The organism is Burkholderia anthina, assembly GCF_902498995.1.
Taxonomy (GTDB): domain Bacteria; phylum Pseudomonadota; class Gammaproteobacteria; order Burkholderiales; family Burkholderiaceae; genus Burkholderia; species Burkholderia anthina.
Window position 1 is genome coordinate 71,756 of record NZ_CABVLY010000004.1, and the last position, 17,323, is coordinate 89,078.

The following is a 17,323-nucleotide window of genomic DNA, read 5'->3' on the forward strand; positions in this document are numbered from 1 at the left end:
TCATCGTGTTCGAAGCCGCACGAGTCACTGATCCGATTGATCACACCAGCGCGCTTGCAGGTTTCCTGGTTGGCGCCGTGCTGGGCATCGCCCTGATTGCCGCGGTGGCGTTTGCCACGTTCACGTGCGGATTCGGCGTCGCGTTGCTGGCAGGCATGATGGCCGGTATCGGCGCGCAGGCTCTCCTATCAATAGGGGAGTCGATCGGCAAGATGTTCAGTTCGCAATCCGGCAACATCATTACGGGTTCGCCGGACGTCTACGTCAATTCCCTGTCGGCGGCCTATGCGACGCTGAGTGGCGTGGCTTGCAGCAAGCACAATCCCGTCCCGCTCGTTGCGCAAGGCTCGACGAACATCTTCATCAACGGTCGGCCTGCGGCGCGCAAGGATGACAAGATTACGTGCGGCGCGACGATCGCCGACGGTTCGCACGATACGTTCTTCCATGGCGGTACGCAGACGTATCTACCCGTCGACGACGAAGTGCCACCGTGGCTACGGACCGCGACGGAATGGGCGTTCGTGCTGGCGGGTCTGGTCGGCGGGCTGGGCGGGTTGTTGAAGCAGGCTGGCGGGTTGTCACGTGCGGTCCTGCCGTGCGCTGCGAAATTCATCGGCGGGTACGTGCTCGGCGAGGCGTTCGGGCGCTACGTCGCCGGGCCCGCCATCAACAAGGCGATAGGCGGGATGTTCGGCAACCCGGTCGACATCACGACTGGAAGAAAGATCCTGTTGGCCGAATCGGAAACCGACTTCGTCATCCCGAGCCCGATGCCGGTCGCGATCAAGCGGTTTTATTCGAGCAGCATCGACTATGCAGGGACGCTCGGCCGCGGCTGGGTGGCGCCGTGGGAGCTTCGTCTGCATGCCCGCGACGGACGCCTCTGGTACACCGACGCGCAAGGGCGCGAGAGCGGATTTCCGCTGCTGCGTGCCGGGCAAGCCGCATTCAGCGAGGCCGATCAACGGTATCTGACCTGTACGCCCGACGGCCGCTACATCCTGCATGACATTGGCGAGACGTATTACGACTTCGGTCGGTACGATCCGGATTCGGGCCGCATCGCCTGGGTTCGTCGCATCGAGGATCAGGCAGGCCAGTGGTGCCAGTTCGAGCGCGATAGCCGCGGCCGCGTTACAGAGATTCTGACGTGCGGCGGGTTGAATGCCGTCCTCGATTACGAGCAAGAACACGGACGCCTTGGCACGGTCACGCTCGTCCATGGCGATGAGCGCCGGCTGGCCGTTGCTTACGCATACGATGAGAACGGCCAGCTGGCATCGGTGACGGATGCAAATGGGGCGGTCGTGCGCCAGTTCGCATATACCAACGGCCTGATGGCGAGTCATGTAAACGCACTGGGTTTCACATCGAGTTACGTGTGGTCGACGATCGAAGGGCAGCCGCGGGTTGTCGCGACGCGCACGAGCGAGGGCGAGGACACGATGCTCGAATACGACATCGAGGGCCGTCAGACACGCGTACGGCATGCCGATGGTCGCACCGCGCACTGGCGCTTCGATGCACAGTTTCAGATTGTCGAGTACACCGACTTCGACGGCGGACTCTACCGGATCAAGTACAACGATGCCGGCATGCCGGTGATGCTGATGCTGCCGGGGGAGCGCACGGCCGAATTCGAGTACGACGACGCAGGCAGGATCGTCGCCGAGACCGATCCGCTTGGCCGCACGACTCGCACTCGCTATGACGGCAACAGCATGCGGCCCGTGGAAGTTGTCGGGGCGGACGGTGGGGCTTGGCGCGCAGAATACGATCCGCAAGGCCGGTTGCTGTCGAGCCAGGATCCGCTTGGCCGCGAGAATCGCTACGAGTATCCGAAGGGGTTGACCGCATTGCCGATTGCGCATATCGACGCGCGTGGCGGACGCAAGACGCTTGTGTGGAATCGTCTCGGAGAATTGGTTGCCTATACGGACTGTTCCGGTAAAACCACGCGCAGCAGTTTCGATGCATTTGGACTGCCGCTTGCACGCGAGAACGCGCTGGGGCAGCGCGTGGTGTATGACGTACGTCCGACCGGCGAGCCACGTCGCATCACGTATCCCGACGGCAGCACGGAAACCTTCGATTACGACGCGGCCGGGCTCGTCGTGCGGCACGTCGGCCTCGGAGGACGGATACAGCAGTCGCTGCGCAATGCACGCGGTCAACTTGTCGAAGCGATCGATCCTGCCGGACGACGGACCCGCTATCACTATGACGCAGCGGGGCGCCTGCGCGAACTCCGGCAGGGCCACGCGGACTACACGTTTACGTATAGCGCGGGCGGGCGGCTGTTGACCGAGAAGCGTCCGGACGGTGTCCAGCGGCGATTCGAGTATGGCGAAGGCGGTGAATTGCTGGGGCTGGACATCGTGGGCTCGCCGGACCGCCATGCGACGGCGAATCGTCCGATCCGTACGATCCGATTCGAACGTGACCGGATGGGTAACCTGAAGGTCCAGCATACGCCGACCGATGTTACACGTTACGAGCGTAACAAGAATGACCAGTTGGTGAAGGTCGAGCGTACGCCGACGTCGGCGGGTATCGCACTCGGCATCACGCCGAACGTGGTGCGTTTCGACTACGACAAGGTTGGGCGTCTTGTTGCCGAGCACGGTGCGAATGGCGACGTCGAATACGAGCTTGATGAACTCGGCAACGTGATATCGCTCGCGCTGCCGAACGATCAGACGCTACAGATGCTGCGTTACGGCTCCGGTCACGTTCATCAGATCCGCTGCGGTGATCAGGTGGTGAGCGACTTCGATCGTGACGATTTGCATCGCGAGATCGCACGAACACAGGGGCGGCTGACTCAGCGTTTTGCCTACGATCCGCTTGGCCGAAAAGTCTGGCAGTCCGCTGGCTTCCAACCGGACGCACTCGGTCGAGGACGAGGCGAGTTGTGGCGTAACTACGGTTACGACGCGGCGGGCGAACTGATCGAGACCAGCGACAGCCTGCGTGGCAGCACGCAGTACAGCTACGATCCGGCTGGACAGTTGACACGTCGCGTGAATACCATGGATCGGCAGTTCGAGGAATTTGCGTGGGACGCAGCAGGCAACATGCTCGACGACGCACAGCGCAAGAGTCGCGGATACGTGGAAGGCAATCGCCTGCGGATGTGGCAGAACCTGCGCTTCGAGTACGATCCGTTCGGCAATCTGACGACGAAGCTGCGCGGAGCCAACCAGCAGCAGCGCTTCACTTACGACGGGCAGGATCGGCTGATCGTGGTGCGTACGCAGGACGCGCGTGGTGTGGTCGAAACGCGCTTCGAGTACGATTCGCTGGGTCGGCGTATTGCGAAGACCGATACCACCTTCGATGTACGCGGCGTGAAACTGCGCAGCGAGACGAAACGGTTCGTATGGGAAGGGTTGCGTCTCGCGCAGGAAGTGCGCGAGACGGGGGTGAGCAGTTATGTGCACAGTCCGGATGATCCGTACTCGCCAGCGGCCCGCGTCGATGCGGTGATCGCGGAGGCGCTGGCGGCGGCCGCGATCGACACGGCGAAGCGAGCGTCGCGGATCTACCACTTTCATACGGATCTGGCGGGGGCGCCGCTAGAGGTCACCGACGAGGCAGGCGAACTGGCGTGGGCGGGGCAATACACTGCGTGGGGCAAGGTCGAGCCGAGCAGGCGGCAACTGACTGCGGCGCGTACGGATCAGCCACTGCGCTATGCAGGACAGTATGCCGATGACAGCACGGGCCTTCACTACAATACCTTCCGGTTCTATGATCCGGACGTGGGGCGGTTTATCAATCAGGATCCGATTGGACTGTATGGCGGTGGAAACCTGTATGCCTATGGTCCAAATTCACAGCGGTGGGTCGATCCATGGGGTTGGTGCTCGGTCAAGTTGAGCAATAACATGGAGAAATCGGGTATAAGTCGTCCCGCCAACTCTGCCGCGCACCATCTCGTTGGAGATACAGCGAAGCAAGCTGCGCCTGCGCGTGCCATTTTGACCAAATACGGTATTGATGTTGACTCTGAATTGAATGGGGTGTTTTTGCCTAATAGGAATAATGCCGACAATCTTGGCGGTATATTGCATAATGGGAAGCATCCTGATGTTTATTTTCAGAAGGTCAACCAACTTCTGCAAAAGGCTGATTTGGGTGGAAAGCAAGCTGTTCTTGATCAATTGCAGGCGATAAGGGAGGCGCTGCAGAATGCATCCAGAGATACGCCTTGGAAATCTGTTCTTTCTGAATTGTGAGGCTGTATGGATAATATTTATGGCATGAGACAGGATGAAGCATTTCAGCCGCTTGTTCAAGTCGATGATGATGGTGAAATCGCATATGACAAGAGCGTAGCTATACGAGCAACCGCTCTGTGCGGGCGAGGGTTTGGTCAGGATTACGACCCCGTTAAGCTTACGTGGGGTACTTCACGCAGAAAAAAGACTAGCGACGTTCATACGATGCTATCTCCGTTTATCGTGTTTAGTGAGAAGGCATTTGATGCATTGGCGCCGCTACTTCATGACAGTGGGGAGATATTGCAGGTCGAGGCTCCGATAAAAGGCATGCTCGGATTTCATGTAACCAGAGTGATAGAGAATGCTGTCGATATGGATGCATCAAAATTCAAAGTTTATCCTCAGGCGACGGTTTTTAATAAGATATGTCTTCTAGGGAGTCGTATCGAGGGGGTTGATGTATTTCGCCTAAATGAAAGCCCTGCAACTGTATTTGTTTCCGAGCGTTTTAGAGAATTGGTGGAGCGAAACAAGTTAAAAGGGTTCGATTTTGGAGAGGTTATTTCTCAATCTCATAAGTAGTATTCAGATCACGCTCGGTAACTGGTCAGAATATGGTGAGCCATACTCGCCAGCGGCCCGCGTCGATGCGGTGATCGCGGAGGCGTTGGCAGCGGCCGCGATCGATACGGCGAAGCGAGCGTCGCGGATCTACCACTTTCATGCGGATCTGGCGGGGGCGTCGCTAGATGTCACCGACGAGGCAGGCGAACTGACGTGGGCGGGGCAATACACTGCGTGGGGCAAGGTCGAGCCGAGCAGGCGGCAACTGACTGTGGCGCGTACGGATCAGCCACTGCGCTATGCAGGACAGTATGCCGATGACAGCACGGGTCTTCACTACAATACTTTCCGGTTCTATGATCCGGACGTGGGGCGGTTTATCAATCAGGATCCAATTGGGTTGTTGGGCGGCAACAATTTGTATGCCTACGCATCAAACCCATTGACCCGAATCGATCCGATGGGGTGGTGTTCGACGAAGCTCGGGGAAAATATGGGGGCTCGCCCGCATGACGGTATGGCGAACCACCACTTGACTCCTGAAGAGTTCATGAAGCATCCCGACTTCGCTGCTATGTTCAATCGGCTGCGCGGGATGGGATTCGACGGTGATGGTGCGTCTAATGGCATATTCCTGCCCGGTAGCTCCAAGCTTGCCCAAACGCTAGAGCTTCCTGGGCACTGGTCGAATCACGGGCAATACACTGCAGCAATTGAAACTGAGTTAACGAAACTTAACCAGCAATTCCTGGCTGACCGTCTTAGCGATACGCAACTTGCGTTCGGTATCGGGTGCATTCAAAATATGGCAAGAAAAGGTTTGAAATCCGGTAAATATGTGGTTGACGCAATAGCGGGAAGACTGCTCTGATGAATGCACGTTTTTACGTTGTTAAATATCGCGCCGGGGATGCGGGCTGCCCTCCATATCTGTCGGGGGAATTGAACCGTGATGAATGGGAATGGCCGATGTATGTGGCTGATCCTTTCGGTGTCGATGTGAAGCATGAATATGTTTTCACGTTATCTGATCCGTCTATTTCGATTGATTTTGATTTTTATGGGGCGCAAACGAATTACGTGTCACGAGAGTTTTTGACTGTATGTGAAAAGACGGGAGTTCGTTATCGAGCAATCCCCATAAATATCGTTGCAAACAAAAGGTCCGCTGGTAAAAAAATATATTCTATATTTTTTCCTGCCGATCATGAATCTCTGCTCGACCGCCAAAAGTCAGACTATTCCGAGGACCGGGATCTGGAAACAAAAGAAGTTTCTGAGAATAAGTTGTTTCCAGGAATTCCGATGTATAGTTGGATCAAAAAATTCATCCCGTGCGACGATTGCTCTGGCAATCTTTTCAGATGCGAAGAGACAATGGAGCTAGTATGTAGCCAGGCTTTTAAAGCTGAGGTTGAGCGATGCGCATTGAAAGGCATTGATTTTTTGCCGATCGATGAAAATTATTCCTATGACCCGTGGGGTGAGGCGCCTTAGGCCGCTGTTTATCGTAGCTCCATGATTTGGATGTGGGGCGGTGCGTGAGTAACGTTTACGGTTTGAGACAGGATGACGCGTATCAGGCGCTGGTTCAGGTCGACGATAACGGTGAAATCGCAGATGACGCGAGCATTGCGATCCGAGCAGCCGCGCAATGCGGATAGAGGCTTGGGGGTGAATATTCTCCTCCAAGCCTTTCGTGGGATACGCCGCGTAGGAAAAAAGATAGTGATATTCCAGCGATGCTGCCTCCATTTATCGTATTTTTAGCTCAAAGCGCTGGACGGTCAGAGTATGGTGTCCGTACTCGCCAGCGGCCCGCGTCGATGCGGTGATCTCGGATGCCCTGGCGGCGGCCACGATTGATACGGCGAAGCGAGCTTCGCGGATCTACCACTTCCATACGGATTTGGCGGGGGCGCCGCTAGAGGTCACCGACGAGGCAGGCGAACTGGCGTGGGCGGGGCAATACACGACGTAGGGTAAGGTCGAACCGAGCAGCCGGCAACTGACGGCCACGAGGACAGATCAGCCGCTGCGCTACGCTGGGCAGTATGCCGACGACAGCACTGGCCTCCACTACAACACGTTCCGATACTATGATCCGGATGTAGGGCGGTTCATCAACCAAGATCCGATCGGGTTGTTGGGTGGTGACAATCTATACGCGTATGCGCCAAATCCGACCGGGTGGATTGATCCGTGGGGATGGTGTGTTCACCTATAGTTTCCCGCGGGGCCGCCGGTCAGCCGCTGCGTGCGACAGCGACAATCACGGCTGCAGGCCTAGGCACCGGGACCACAACGAATGCGTCGTCTCGAGCGTGGGCGAGATTATTGGGGTATCCGACTGACGATGCAGGACACATTCCAGGAAAACTTCTCGGCGGGAGTGGTGGGAAAGACGGTGTCTTCCCTCAGTTGCCGGGCATCAACCGTGGGTTGTTCAGAGATTTCGAGGGACGGGTCGCAGCGTATGTGAATAGGGCTGGCTCGGCTGATGTGGACATCCAATTTGTCTACGGTAACGGTGGCACTCGCCCTACACAGATAATCTATGACGTATTCCAGTACGGGAAAAATTATGGGTGATATTTTAAATAATTAAAGGTGGAGATGATGGATGGTAATTTTGACCAAGCGCGAACGGCATTGAAATCATTCATGTTTGAAATGAATCATTGGGAAAATAATTTTTATAAGAAAAAGCGCGGCGCGTTGGAAAATGGCGGCGATGTTTCTGAAATTGATGGTCACGCGCGGAAAGATCTTCTCGTTATTTTAGAGAAGTGGACGTTCCAAGAAAAAACAAACCAAGGGCGTTTGATTGATTTGGGCTGTTCGGACCCGCCAACATACGATCCTGAAACTGACGTCGAAGAGAGCGTGGAATCCAGTGGTGGCGAGGTGGTTTTCACCATTCGCCAGACAGTGGGGATGCTGACGATATCCCGATTCACCATGAAGAGCAAGGCGGGTGAATGGAAGGTGAAGAAAAAGGAGTTCATTAATTTTAAAGATAAATGGCAGCGTTCAGTCCTGTAGCAACGTCGCTAGACCTTTTTATCTAGTCGAGCCCTGTTAAGAGTAACGCATCTTCTGATGAGCGTGAGGATTGGATGTGAAGCTGCTTGTACAGGTTTCTGACACTTTAATCGCGTACGGTGTCGCAATAACGTAGAATCAACCGTCGTGTTGAGGATGGTAATGTGCCAGTTCTGTATGGAGTAAGGCCTGCGGAGCCATTTTTCGCTAAATTTGAATCGGAGATTGGGTTCGGTATTCCGGCGGAATATGCGAATTTTTTGAGGAGGTGGAATGGATTGTTTATGGGTGGATTAGATTATCTGGATCTCAATTTTTCGAGTGTCGATAATGGGATTATTTCTTTTGCCTCATTATTTGGGTTCGATGCAAGTAACGATAATTTTGATCTAATCGAGCAAAATAAACGACTCAGGGGTGAGGTTGGATTCCTGAACGAGTTCTTCGTGATCGGCGATGATCCGGGGGGCAATTACTATGCTCTTGCGAAGTTCGATGACGTTCACAAGGTTCTTTATTGGGATAGAGCCCATCTGCATGTGGTCGACACTGCCAAGCCGGATTTTGCAGAAGTGGCCGAATGTGGCAACCTCTACTCTGTAGCAGATGGATTCTCGGTATTTCTGGATAAGATCGTCGCTGGAACAAAGCACATGCAGTTCATCCCTCTCGAAGACTGGCCCGGCTAAAAAGCCGAATGTCGCGGCTTCGGGGAGGTTGCGGATATGGGCGCGAGGCGTCGAGCGGTGGCCGGTTCCAAAGTGGTCATGCGAGGCTATGTTTTGAGCCGAGGTTGATTGCGTCGTGTCGTACGGTCCGATTCGAACTTTCACGGATTGATTTGGCTGGGTCATGGTTTGAACAGGATGTATGAGAGCATCAAGCGGAGCAGCAACGTTGTCGGTCGATCAGCTGAAACGAATGCGCCAGGCGCTTCGCCCACATGGATTGAAGCGTCTGGAAACAGAATGGAAAGGTTGGCACGCGCAATATCGATTTCGATTTCATTTGTTCTCGAACAGAGGTTAGTATCGCGTAAGCCGGCCGGGCCGCTCGCCGCAGGCTGAAAGATATGTTGAACGGAAATACACCGGTTATGGCGATCAACAGGCACGAAAAGCGCAGAGAAGATTCATCGTCGACGCGACGATACCCCCGCGACAGCAAAGGCAGGGGACGCGACTTTTACGTACAAACAGCGCTGGCGCTCACCCTGGCGCTCATTGCAAACTGCACGTTTGCCGCGAGCGATACGAGCGACAAGGACCAGCAAGCCGCATTACTCGCCCTGATGGGCAAAACCCCGGCCCCCGCTGACAACGTCAAAGGCTCCGCGCTGGCGCAATGGACGCACGGGCCGTCGAATTCGGGCCCGTTATGGGTCACGGCCGCATTGGTACAACGCCCGAATGAAGACGTCGAAGCGGCGCTATGGACCGGCATCCTGACCCGCGACGCTCACGGCTTTCACCTGCTTGCCAGCGACCGAAGCGAGCGTGTCGATACGTCGCCGATGCTATGGAATGCCTCGCTGACTATGGATCTTGTCCCTTACCGAATCAGCGATCAGGAAACCGCGTTCGGCGTGCGCTTCGACAATAACTACACGTCAACCGCACATAGCGATACGACCGAGATGCTGAGCCTGTACCGCTATGCGGACGCTCGCGTGACGCCGGTCTTCACCGCGCTGACCGATTGGTCGACCTATGACAAGGACGGCGCCAGGGATTGCACCGAGAAGAAGGCGGGGAAGGGCAAGGACCCGAGCGATGCGCAGCAGGATGCGTGCGATGCAGACAACACGACGGCGGTTCACTACGCAGTGTCGTTCAGTCCGCGCAAGACGAACGGCCACTACGACCTCCTCGTGCGCCCCAAGGGCAACGCTGCGTTGGGCAAGTCCGCGCGCTTTACGTGGCGTGACGGAACTTATCAGCCGCGTCGATTCACGGGCGACTGGCACTGAAACCGGTGCAACGTCATGAACGCCCGCAGCACGTTCTCGGGCAACCAGCATCCGACCGCGAACATTGAAAGTTCATCGCGGCCGGTAAGCTGGCATACCGATACATCGTCCTCAATCAGCTTTGCGTAACCCCCGGGCTACCCACCGCCACCTCCGCGTCACTCGCCCCCGGCGCAACTTCCTCCAGCGCCTGCCGCCCCGTTTCAACCCGCAGCAGCCCGATCGCGACACACAGCACGCCGAGCGTCGCGCTGACCATCGCGATCACGCCGGACACCCCGAACGCCTGATAAAGCGCCAAGGCCAGCGCAGGCGTCCCGATCGACGACATCCGCCCGGCCATCCCCGCCACACCGGTGCCACGCAACCGCACCTCGGTCGGAAACAGCTCTGGAATATAGCCGAACAACCCGAGCGTCGTGATCGTGTAGATCGCACTGACGAGGCAGAACCCGACCAGAATGATCGCCGTCGTATCGCGCAACGACACGTACAGCCACCCGAGCGCGATACTGAGAATCGACGCAATGACGATCCCCCTCGCACGCCCGACCCGATCCGCGATCAGATACCCGATCAACCCGCCGACCGGCGACCCGATCGACATCAGGAACACGAACCCGAGCGACCTGACGACCGACAGCCCCTGCGTGACGAAAAACGTCGGCAGCCACGCGATAAAGCCGTAAAGCCCCACGTTGACGCCGATCGCGGTCAACGCGGCAACCGCCGTCCGCGCCCGCATCCCTCTCGAAAATAGCACCCCGAGCGGCACCTTCCCGACATGCAGATCGACGATGCGCCGCACCGGCGGCAGCGTGCCGACCTGCTTGCCGACCTCCCGCTCGATCGCGGCAAGCGTCGCCTCGGCCTCGTCGAGCCGCCCGACCGATTCGAGCCAGCGCGGCGACTCCGGCATCCGCTTGCGCATGAACCAGACCACCAGCGCGCCGACACCCGCCAGCGCAAACATGTAGCGCCAGCCGAGGTAAGGAATGATCCAGTACCCGGCAGCCAGCGCAGCAAAGAGTCCGCTATTGGTGATGATCGCCAGCAACGACACCCACTTGCCACGCGTCTCGGGCGGCACGAATTCGGCCAGCGTGCCGGCCGCGACCACGAGCTCCGCGCCCAGACCAACGCCCATGACGAACCGCAACACGATCAACCACTCGATATCGGGCGCAAAGCACGCGGCGATCGACGCGAGCCCGAACACCGCGAGATTGAGCTGATACGAATACCGCCGCCCGAGCCGGTCGCCGACGTAACCGGCGACGAACGCCCCGATCATCATCCCGACGAACGTCGACGACACGAACATCGCGCCATGCCGCAGATCGGTGAACCCGTCCTTGACCATCGCGGCGACCGAGCCGTTGGCGAGATAGATGTCGAACGCATCGAGGAACGCGCCACCGGCGATCAGTCCGAGTATCTTCCAGTGAAACCTTGAAATGGGCAGCCGGTCGAGCCGGCCGGCGGCATTGACGGTATTCGCCATGATGTCTCCAGTTGTGTGGCGCCCTCGCGTCTGTCGACCAGACGCGGAGCCGCTTCGATAGTTGGATGAGGAGCGCGCTGCGATCAGCGCGAAAGGGCCCGGTCAGACGGCGCCGGATGCATGCAACGTGCGAATCTGTTCGTCGGCATAGCCGAGCTCGCGCAGCACGGCATCGGTGTGCTGGCCGAGCGCCGGCACCGGATCCATGCGCGGGTCGTCGGCCGGCCCGACACCGGGCGGCAGCAGGGCAGGGATCTCGCCGGCGGGCGTGCCGACCTGCGTCCAGCGATGCCGCGCGGCGAGCTGTTCATGCGTCCAGACACCGTGCATGTCGTTCATCCGTGCGTTTGCGATGCCGGCCTGGTCGAGCCGATCGATCACGTCGGCAGCGCTCAGCGTCGAGAACGCGCGCAAGATGAGGGCCGTGAGCGCATCGCGATTCGCGACCCGGCGGCTGTTCGAACCGAAGCGCTCGTCCGCTGCCAGCTCGGGCATGCGGATCACGGTCTCGCAGAAGTGCTTCCATTCGCGCTCGTTCTGCAGCCCGAGCATCACGGTGTTGCCGTCGCCGGCCTTGAACGGGCCATACGGAAAGATCGTCGCGTGCGATGCGCCGGCCTGCCGCGGCGGCGTCTGGCCGTCGATCGCGTAGTAAAGCGGATAGCTCATCCACTCGACCATGCTTTCGAGCATCGACACGTCGATGTGCCGTCCGCGCCCGGTGCGTCCGCGCTCGATCAGCGCGGCGAGGATGTTGGTGTACCCGTACATGCCGGCGGCGATATCGGCGATCGAGCAACCGGCCTTGGCCGGTTGTCCTTCCGAACCGGTAATGCTGAGGAATCCGGATTCACTCTGGATCAGCAGGTCATACGCCTTCTTGTCGCGAAACGGGCCGTCGAGCCCGTAGCCGGAAATGTCGCAGACGATCAGCCGCGGGTAGCGCTCGCGCAGCGTGTCGTAGTCGAGGCCGAGGCGCTGCGTCGCGCCGGGCGCGAGGTTCTGCACGAACACGTCGGCATCGGCGAGCAGCTTGTGCGCGACTTCGAGCGCGGCAGCCTGCTTGACGTCGAGCGTGATGCTTTCCTTCGAACGGTTGGTCCACACGAAGTGCGACGCGAGCCCCGACACGCGTTCGTCGTAGCCGCGCGCGAAATCGCCGACGCCCGGCCGCTCGACCTTGATCACGCGCGCGCCGAGATCCGCGAGCTGGCGCGTGCAGAACGGCGCGGCGATCGCATGCTCGAACGTGACGACCTTGATTCCTTCCAGTGGGCGCATGCTCGTCACCCCGTCAGAACGAACGCGGCAGGCCGAGGATGTGCTCGGCGACATACGACAGGATCAGGTTCGTCGAGATCGGCGCGACCTGATACAGGCGCGTTTCGCGGAACTTGCGCTCGACGTCGTATTCGCACGCGAAACCGAAGCCGCCATGGAACTGCAGGCACGCATTCGCGGCTTCCCACGACGCATCGGCGGCGAGCAGCTTCGCCATGTTCGCCTGCGCGCCACACGGCTCGTGCGCGTCGAACCGGCGCGCGGCCTCGAAGCGCATCAGGCTCGCGGCCTCGACGTTGATGAACGCGCGCGCGATCGGAAACTGCACGCCCTGGTTCTGGCCGATCGGGCGGCCGAACACGACGCGATCCTTCACGTACTGCGACACCTTGTCGACGAACCAGTAGCCGTCGCCGATGCATTCGGCGGCGATCAGCGTGCGCTCGGCGTTCAGCCCGTCGAGGATGTACTTGAAGCCCTGGCCCTCCTCGCCGATCAGGTTTTCGGCGGGGATCTCGAGGTTGTCGAAGAACAGCTCGTTGGTCTCGTGGTTGACCATGTTCGGGATCGGGCGAACCGTCATCCCGTTGCCGATCGCGTGATGCAGATCGACGATGAAGATCGACATCCCTTCGGACTTCTTCTTCACGTCCGACAGCGGCGTCGTGCGCGCGAGCAGGATCATCAGGTCGGAGTGCTGCACGCGCGAGATCCACACCTTCTGGCCGTTGATCACGTAGCGGTCGCCCTTGCGGACGGCGGTGGTCTTGATCTTCGTCGTATCGGTGCCGGTGGTCGGCTCGGTCACGCCCATCGACTGCAGGCGCAGTTCGCCGCTCGCGATCTTCGGCAGATAGCGCTGCTTCTGTTCGGCCGAACCGTGACGCAGCAGCGTGCCCATGTTGTACATCTGGCCGTGACACGCGCCGGAGTTGCCGCCCGCGCGGTTGATTTCCTCCATGATCACCGACGCTTCGGTGAGGCCGAGGCCGGAGCCGCCGTATTCCTGCGGAATCAGCGCGGCGAGCCAGCCGGCTTGGGTCAGCGCATCGACGAACGCTTCGGGATAGCCGCGCGCTTCGTCGATCTTGCGGAAATATTCCGCGGAAAACTGGCCGCACAGGTCGCGAACGGCTTCGCGAATGTCTTGATACGCGTCGGTAGGATTCATCTTTCGTGTCGGGGAAATCGTGGGAATGGGTCAGGCGAGGGTGGCGCGGGCGGTCATGGTCAGCCAGCCGTCGTGGTCCTTCGCCCAGAGATCGATGGTCTTGCCGTCGTCGGCGACGCGGCCGCACACGCTGAACGCGTTGCCGAGGAAGGTCGGCCGCACGGCGCGATACGCGTATTCGGCGACCGTCGCGCCCGGCAGCGAGCGCGTCACGAGATCGAGCAGCAGCGTCGAGATCAGCGGGCCGTGCACGACGAGGTCCGGATAGCCTTCGACGTCGCGCACGTAGGTGCGGTCGTAGTGGATGCGATGGCCGTTGAAGGTCAGCGCGGAATAGCGGAACAGCAGCACTTCGTCCGGCGCGATGTCGCGCTGCCATTGCGCGTCGCCGGGCGCGGCCTTCGGCGCGGGCTCGGCGGCGCCGGGCGCGGGGGCGCCGCGATAGACGATGTCGTGTTCCTCGCGGATCGCGACTTCACCGGCGGATTCGATCACGTGCTCGACGGTGACGAAGCCGAGCGTGCCGGTGCGCCCTTCCTTGCGTTCGATCGACAGCACGCTCGACGTGCGCGTCGCGTGCTCGCCGATGAGCAGCGGGCGCTCGAACGTGAGCCGTCCGCCGGCCCACATGCGCCGCGGCAGCCCGAGATCGGGCAGGAAGCCGCCCTTGCGCGGATGGCCGTCGGGGCCGAGTTCGGACTGCTGCGCAATCGACCAGAAATACAGCCAGTGCCACGCGGGCAGCAGCGCGTCGCCGGTGGCGGGAACGATCGGATGATCGAGCGCGGCGGCGAACGCCACCGCACGTTCGGCACCGATCAGGTCGGTCTGGACCTGTTTGGCATCGTCGCTGGCATGCGACCCGGTTGCATTCATTGTCACCTCCATCGCCGGTCGGGACGGCTGATTCGATTTCGATTGAAGTGACTTTAGGTGAAGCGCGGACGCAGCGGAAATACCGTTTGAATGTGCCGGTCATAGGGGTATCCTATGACTTTCGCGTCGACCGACCCGCCATGGATATCCGCCAGCTCCGCTATTTCGTCAGCATCGTTGAATACGGGAGCCTCGGGAAAGCGGCAGAAAAACTGTTCGTCGCGCAGCCGTCGCTGAGCCAGCAGATCGCGAAGCTCGAAGGCGACATCGGCGTCACGCTGCTGGTGCGCAGCCCGCAGGGCGTGAAGCCGACGGCCGCCGGGCAGGCGCTCTACCGGCATGCGCGGCTCGTGCTCCGTCAGATGGAGCAACTGCGTCAGGAAGTGCGCGAAGGCGCGGGCAGCGAGTCGGGCACGGTCGCGGTGGGCTTTCCGACGACGATGACGTCGATCCTCGCGGTGCCGCTGTTCGAACGCGTGCGGGCACGCTATCCGGGCATCCGCCTGCAGTACATCGAAAGCATGAGCGGCTTCATCAGCGAGCTGCTGGCGAACGGGCGGCTCGACCTCGCGATCCTGTTCCGCGAATCGAACACGACGGGCGTGACCGCGATGCCGCTGTTCGACGAAGTGCTGCATCTGCTCGGCGAGCCGGGCGGCACGGTGTCGTCGCGCGGCCGGACCTGCAGCCTCGCGTCGCTCGCCGGCGTACCGCTCGTCGCGCCGGGCGTGCAGAACGGGCTGCGCCTGCTGCTCGAGCGCACGTTCGCGCGCGAGGAGGTGCCGCTGAACATCATCGCGGATGTCGATTCGCTGCCGACGCTGATCTCGCTCGCGCAATCGGGCCATGCCTGCACGATCCTGCCTGCGTCGGCGCTGGCGCTGCGCGAACCGTCGAACCGGCCGAAAATGCGCCGGATCGTCGAACCCGAGATTCGCCGGCCCGCCAGCCTGTGCTGGTCGAATACGTCACCCGTCAATTCCGCGACGCTCGCCGTGCGGCAGACGATCGTCGAGCTGATCGGCGAGCTGTCCGCAAACGGGACGTGGACGGGCATCACGCTGCGCGCGAACGATGCCGCGCCGTCGTGATGCGGGGGATGAGGGCTTGGCCAGGCGACGGCAGGTCCGCGTCGGGCGGCGCCGGGGCGCGCGCCACGGCCGGCCGCCGACGGCAATGCACCGATCAGCGCAGCGGCGCGACCGACGCACCCGTAATGCCATGCCGGCGCAGCGAGTCGGCCACGAAACCCGACGCCTTCATCTCCTCGACGAACGCGCCGAGGAAAGCGGCAGCCGCTTCGCCACGGCTCTTCGGTACGCCCATCGCCTGGCGGATCACCATGAAGCGCTCGTCGAGCAGGCGCAGGCCCGGGGTTGTCGCGGCGTCGGCTTCGAGCTGCTGCTTCACCCCCGCTGCCACTTCCAGCTGCTGCTCGACGAAGGTCGGCACGACGGCCGGCGACGTCGGCGCGCGCACGATCTGCGCGGCCTTCAGTTCGCGCGTGAGGAACAGGTCGTACGCGCTGCCTTTGCCGACCGCCACGCGGTTGTGCGGCTGGTCGACGTCGGCGTTGCCGCGGATCGGCGAATCGTCGCGCACGAGATAGAAGCCTTCGATCAGCACGTACGGCTCGGTGAACGCCACCGTTTCGCCGCGCAACGGATCGACCGCGAAGAAGCCGAAGTCGGCGCGCTCTTCGGTCAGCGCCTGCACCGATTTGCCGGCGGCGTCGAACACCACGAGTGCGAGGTCGGCCGACAGGCGCTCGGCGAACGCACGCGCGAGATCGATCGATACGCCGAACGGTTCGCCCGTCGCCGGGTCGCGGTTCGCGAGGATCGGGTTGCCGAGATTGATCGACGCGCGCAGCTTGCCGGTCGGGGTGAATGCGGCGAGGACGGAAGGGTCGACGGTCATGAGGATTCCGTGGCGATTGCCGGTTATTGCACAGCCACTTCCGTATGCACGACTTGCGGCGGGCTCTTGAAGAACGGCCCGGCCAGTTGCCGCCACGTCTGGAAGTCTTCCGACTCCCGGAAATGCACCATGTGATCGTCGACGGTGTTCCACTTGACGACGAGCAGATACCCGCCGCTGCGCTCGATCACGCGATGCAGCTCGGCGCCGCCGCAGCCGCGCGCGCGGGCGAACAACGGAAGTGCCTGGCGAACCGCGGCCTCGAACGGCTCGGCCTGCGACGGATCGATTTCGAGCGATGCCATTTCCAGAATCATGAATGCTCCAATGCGGGTTGAATGCTGCGAACGGATCGTGATGCGACGCGCGCCGTGGCGGCGCATACGGCAACGATACCGGAAGTCGGCATCGCGGGGGCGTTTCCGCGAGGCCAAACGCGACGCCACGCCTTCCCGATGAGTCGGCGACAAGGACAGCGCGGCGGGCACCGCGAGAATCGCCTGGATCCCGGTCGGCGCGTGTCGCTGCTGTCAGTCGTGCCTGATTGCGATGGTTTTAAGCGCGGTAAAGCGCGGCAATGCTTCAAACCCTCTATGCCGCCGGCTTCCGCGCGCTCGACGAGGGCCGAACCCGCGCATGCTGCTTTGCGTTGACGAGCGGCCCCATCTCCCGATTCATCGACGGCGGCCCCGACCGCAGCAAGGCAAATCACTGGTCCAGATGATCCCGCACGTGCTCGTAGATGCCGCGCCGGACGAGCAAGC

General features: G+C 60.5%; 14 protein-coding genes and 2 pseudogenes. 10 read left to right on the top strand and 6 right to left on the bottom strand.

Annotated features, from left to right (window positions below; genetic code table 11):
- Positions 1 to 5: 5 nt before the first annotated feature.
- The 9 genes and pseudogenes from BME24068_RS07460 (at position 6) to BME24068_RS07500 (ending at position 9,807) form a co-directional block, all read left to right on the top strand.
- On the top strand, positions 6 to 4,244 hold the full coding sequence (locus BME24068_RS07460) for an RHS repeat-associated core domain-containing protein (RefSeq protein ID WP_174925631.1): 4,239 nt from the start codon (positions 6 to 8) through the stop codon (positions 4,242 to 4,244).
- Positions 4,245 to 4,250: 6 nt separating this feature from the next.
- Positions 4,251 to 4,811 (top strand): imm11 family protein, encoded by a 561-nt coding sequence (locus BME24068_RS07465; protein ID WP_096504718.1) that lies wholly within the window; start codon positions 4,251 to 4,253, stop codon positions 4,809 to 4,811.
- Between the two features lie 40 nt (positions 4,812 to 4,851).
- A pseudogene (locus BME24068_RS07470) lies at positions 4,852 to 5,664 on the top strand (RHS repeat-associated core domain-containing protein); the annotation flags it as partial.
- Positions 5,664 to 6,290, top strand: coding sequence for an Imm43 family immunity protein (locus BME24068_RS07475; protein ID WP_174925632.1), 627 nt, complete (start codon positions 5,664 to 5,666; stop codon positions 6,288 to 6,290). The pseudogene BME24068_RS07470 and the gene BME24068_RS07475, both read left to right, overlap by 1 nt.
- 304 nt (positions 6,291 to 6,594) lie before the next feature.
- Positions 6,595 to 7,008: pseudogene (locus BME24068_RS35485) on the top strand (RHS repeat-associated core domain-containing protein); the annotation flags it as partial.
- Positions 7,002 to 7,385, top strand: a complete 384-nt coding sequence (locus tag BME24068_RS35265) for a DNA/RNA non-specific endonuclease (protein ID WP_279608818.1) — start codon at positions 7,002 to 7,004, stop codon at positions 7,383 to 7,385. The pseudogene BME24068_RS35485 and the gene BME24068_RS35265, both read left to right, overlap by 7 nt.
- 27 nt (positions 7,386 to 7,412) lie before the next feature.
- Positions 7,413 to 7,838, top strand: a complete 426-nt coding sequence (locus BME24068_RS07490; RefSeq protein WP_174925633.1) for an NTF2 fold immunity protein — start codon at positions 7,413 to 7,415, stop codon at positions 7,836 to 7,838.
- A gap of 164 nt (positions 7,839 to 8,002) precedes the next feature.
- Entirely contained in the window at positions 8,003 to 8,527 is a 525-nt protein-coding gene (locus BME24068_RS07495; RefSeq protein WP_174925634.1) for an SMI1/KNR4 family protein, read from the top strand.
- Positions 8,528 to 8,934: 407 nt separating this feature from the next.
- A complete protein-coding gene (locus BME24068_RS07500; RefSeq protein WP_096504708.1) occupies positions 8,935 to 9,807 on the top strand; it encodes a hypothetical protein in 873 nt (290 codons plus the stop codon).
- Positions 9,808 to 9,922: 115 nt separating this feature from the next.
- On the opposite strand, the gene BME24068_RS07505 is transcribed toward BME24068_RS07500, so the two are convergent.
- The 4 genes from BME24068_RS07505 to BME24068_RS07520 all read right to left on the bottom strand — a co-directional run bounded on the left by BME24068_RS07505 (position 9,923) and on the right by BME24068_RS07520 (position 14,639).
- Positions 9,923 to 11,311 carry an MFS transporter gene (locus tag BME24068_RS07505; RefSeq protein ID WP_174925635.1) on the bottom strand — a complete coding sequence of 463 codons (1,389 nt, stop codon included), beginning with the start codon at positions 11,309 to 11,311 and terminating at the stop codon, positions 9,923 to 9,925.
- Positions 11,312 to 11,413: 102 nt separating this feature from the next.
- Positions 11,414 to 12,592 (bottom strand): CaiB/BaiF CoA transferase family protein, encoded by a 1,179-nt coding sequence (locus BME24068_RS07510; RefSeq protein WP_174925636.1) that lies wholly within the window; start codon positions 12,590 to 12,592, stop codon positions 11,414 to 11,416.
- Between the two features lie 13 nt (positions 12,593 to 12,605).
- Complete coding sequence (locus tag BME24068_RS07515) at positions 12,606 to 13,763, bottom strand: acyl-CoA dehydrogenase family protein (protein ID WP_096504702.1); 1,158 nt, start codon at positions 13,761 to 13,763, stop codon at positions 12,606 to 12,608.
- Positions 13,764 to 13,793: 30 nt separating this feature from the next.
- Entirely contained in the window at positions 13,794 to 14,639 is an 846-nt protein-coding gene (locus tag BME24068_RS07520) for an HTD2 family dehydratase (RefSeq protein WP_174925637.1), read from the bottom strand.
- A gap of 140 nt (positions 14,640 to 14,779) precedes the next feature.
- Here BME24068_RS07520 and BME24068_RS07525 point away from each other — a divergent pair, with 140 nt between their 5' ends.
- Positions 14,780 to 15,730 carry a LysR substrate-binding domain-containing protein gene (locus BME24068_RS07525; RefSeq protein WP_174925638.1) on the top strand — a complete coding sequence of 317 codons (951 nt, stop codon included), beginning with the start codon at positions 14,780 to 14,782 and terminating at the stop codon, positions 15,728 to 15,730.
- 94 nt (positions 15,731 to 15,824) lie between these two features.
- Here BME24068_RS07525 and BME24068_RS07530 read toward each other — a convergent pair whose 3' ends face one another.
- Together BME24068_RS07530 and BME24068_RS07535 are read right to left on the bottom strand one after the other, a co-directional pair.
- A complete protein-coding gene (locus tag BME24068_RS07530) occupies positions 15,825 to 16,559 on the bottom strand; it encodes an ABC transporter substrate-binding protein (RefSeq protein ID WP_174925639.1) in 735 nt (244 codons plus the stop codon).
- Positions 16,560 to 16,582: 23 nt separating this feature from the next.
- Positions 16,583 to 16,876: an antibiotic biosynthesis monooxygenase family protein gene (locus tag BME24068_RS07535; RefSeq protein ID WP_096504694.1), complete on the bottom strand. Its 294-nt coding sequence runs from the start codon at positions 16,874 to 16,876 to the stop codon at positions 16,583 to 16,585.
- Between the last annotated feature and the right edge of the window lie 447 nt (positions 16,877 to 17,323).